The organism is Acinetobacter seohaensis, from assembly GCF_056431365.1.
This window is the reverse complement of sequence record NZ_JBWKMK010000094.1, coordinates 1-2,326: the sequence shown is the minus strand read 5'-3', so window position 1 is coordinate 2,326 and position 2,326 is coordinate 1. Positions and strand designations below refer to the sequence as shown.

Genomic DNA, 2,326 nt, shown 5'->3' with positions numbered 1-2,326 from the left:
GCTTGGCCAGAAAAATGAGTCGTTCTCGCTGTTCTAAACTAAGTGGTACAGAAACAATTCGAGGCATGGGTGAACATCTGTTAACTAAAAAAACTTTTTCGCATGATTAGTTATTTTTGTCAACTTATGTTAATTTTAGAATAAATTAAGAATTATCCAATTGAAATTAAAAAAAATATATATTTATAATTAAATGAACATCCAAGTTAAGAACTAAAATGATAAGAGACGATTTAAAAAAATATCCTAAAGCAATATGGGTACATTTTTATAAAAACCGTATAAGTTTGATGGCAGAGAATGGCATAGTCAAAGCAACTGAAATTCCTAAATCACCTTATGATCACCCAAGAATGATTTTGGCAGATTTTGAAAGCGCTAAAACAACATTAAAAGCTTTAATGAGACACCATTCTAACGGCTTATCTTTTTTCAAATTTACAGCTCCTATTACGATTGTCCAAATAATGGAGCCGATACAAGGTAGTTTAACTAAGATTGAAATACGAGCTTTTAAGGAGTTATTTTTTAATACTGGTGCAAGAGAAGTAAAGCTATATGACCTTGATGGAAATTCTATTGAAGAATAATTTTTAAAAGCCCCATTTAACATAATAGAGCTTATACGAGATACTTTTTAAAATATCTTTGTTTTTCATATAGTTAAAAATTTTTCATCCGCCTAAAAAACAACAAAATACCGACTTGGAAACAAGTCGGTTTCTTTTTAAGCAATTTTGATACTTCTTGCCAATAAATTTGATCAATCTTTAATCAATTTGTCATTTTTCTCTGCGTTATCAAGCCAGCGCTGGCTTAAATTATCCCCAATTTCTGCGGACAACTCTTGGGATAAAAATCCACCAATTTTGTACGCCTGAGCGCACATGAATTTAGGGATTTTGCGGATGTTCACAATCCCTTGTATTCAATATCATGAAGTCATAAGAGAACAGGATGTTCCGCAGAATTAAAATAAATAATCGCACAAGGATCGGCGGCACGACAGGAGTTATGCCAAGCGAACCAATACGAAAAAGCCCGACAGGATGTCGGGCTTTTTTATGTCTTGAATCTGGATTTCGTATAAGAGATTTTATGTTAAATAGGTTCGATTAAGCAGATCGTCTTCTAATTTTGAACATTGCTCATCATCAATGACTCCGGTAATACTTTGTAGCCACAACCCATCTGCTGCTAAACGAAGTAACTCTAAATCAGGATGACTATCCGTTTCTGCATGTTGAGATAATCTATTTTTTAGCCATTCCATCCAAATTTTATTAAAGGTAGGCTCTGTGATCATAGTCATTGATAACGCTGACCAAGCAGAAACCACCCCATCTATTTGATGGATAAAAGAACTATGAATATAAGCTCGTGTGAATTTACCATATTCTGTTGGATCGCGTTTAATCAAGTATTCAACTGTTTGATCTAAATCAAGAATTATTTGATTGAACATTTCTTCTATCAAATTTTTTTTATTCGGGAAATGGTGAAATACCCCCCCTTTTGTTATACCTACTGCTGTAGCAATATTTTGAATAGAAACACCAGAAATACCCTTTTGAGAAACAAGAATAGTTGCCTGTTCAAGGATGCGCTTTCGAATAACCTCTGGTTGCTTCTTTTGTTGCCGAATTTCTTTCACTTAATGACCTGCTGATTGCGAAAATAAATTAATAATTATTACGCCAGATACGATAAAACCAATTCCAATTAAAGCAGGATTATCTAGTGTCTGTTTAAAAACAAAGTAGCCAACTACAGCAGTTAGAACAATCCCAACACCAGCCCATATAGCGTATGCGATACCTAAAGGGATTGTTTTAATAACTTGTGATAATAAATAAAATGCCGTGCTAAAAAAAATAAAGACCATCACGCTTGGAAAAAGTTTTGTAAACCCTTCCGATTTAACTAAAAAACTACTTCCAATCACTTCGGAAACTATTGCAAATCCAAGTAATACATAAGCGAGTAACACACTGTTCATAAGTAATCATACCTAAAATATCAATCGGAAGGTATGTTAAATTTTCAAAAAAAAAATTATCAATAATTATTTTAGATTTTCTAAAATTAACATAATACACCTTATACGTAATGTGTTATAATTCCACTTAGAAATCAATGCTGTAGTTTCTAGTTGATAGCCCACCTTCCCCAAGGTGGGCTTTTTTTGTGATTTTTCACGTTCCACGCTTAAAATTCGAACAGTGTTTCATGATTTTTATAAGTTAAACTAAATTTAGTTGCTAATCCCAATAAGCTATTCACTAACTTGTAAATATCGGTATACCGCCTGACGACTAATCCCAAA

General features: G+C 33.0%; 3 protein-coding genes and 1 pseudogene. 1 reads left to right on the top strand and 3 read right to left on the bottom strand.

Annotated elements, in window-relative coordinates; translation table 11 throughout:
- A pseudogene (locus tag AC07E5_RS09905) lies at nt 1-67 on the bottom strand (helix-turn-helix domain-containing protein); the annotation flags it as partial.
- Between the two features lie 151 nt (nt 68-218).
- Here AC07E5_RS09905 and AC07E5_RS09900 point away from each other — a divergent pair.
- Complete coding sequence (locus tag AC07E5_RS09900; protein WP_454496346.1) at nt 219-590, top strand: rod shape-determining protein; 372 nt, start codon at nt 219-221, stop codon at nt 588-590.
- A gap of 506 nt (nt 591-1,096) precedes the next feature.
- On the opposite strand, the gene AC07E5_RS09895 is transcribed toward AC07E5_RS09900, so the two are convergent.
- Complete coding sequence (locus AC07E5_RS09895; protein ID WP_005146114.1) at nt 1,097-1,654, bottom strand: TetR/AcrR family transcriptional regulator; 558 nt, start codon at nt 1,652-1,654, stop codon at nt 1,097-1,099.
- Nucleotides 1,655-1,999 (bottom strand): SMR family transporter, encoded by a 345-nt coding sequence (locus AC07E5_RS09890; RefSeq protein WP_005146112.1) that lies wholly within the window; start codon nt 1,997-1,999, stop codon nt 1,655-1,657. It lies immediately after the preceding gene.
- Nucleotides 2,000-2,326 lie beyond the last annotated feature (327 nt).

What these genes read in the sequence shown, in the direction of transcription:
- AC07E5_RS09890 (WP_005146112.1), bottom strand. Translation starts at nt 1,999, where the DNA reads ATGAACAGTGTGTTACTCGCTTATGTATTACTTGGATTTGCAATAGTT.
- AC07E5_RS09900 (WP_454496346.1), top strand. Translation starts at nt 219, where the DNA reads ATGATAAGAGACGATTTAAAAAAATATCCTAAAGCAATATGGGTACAT.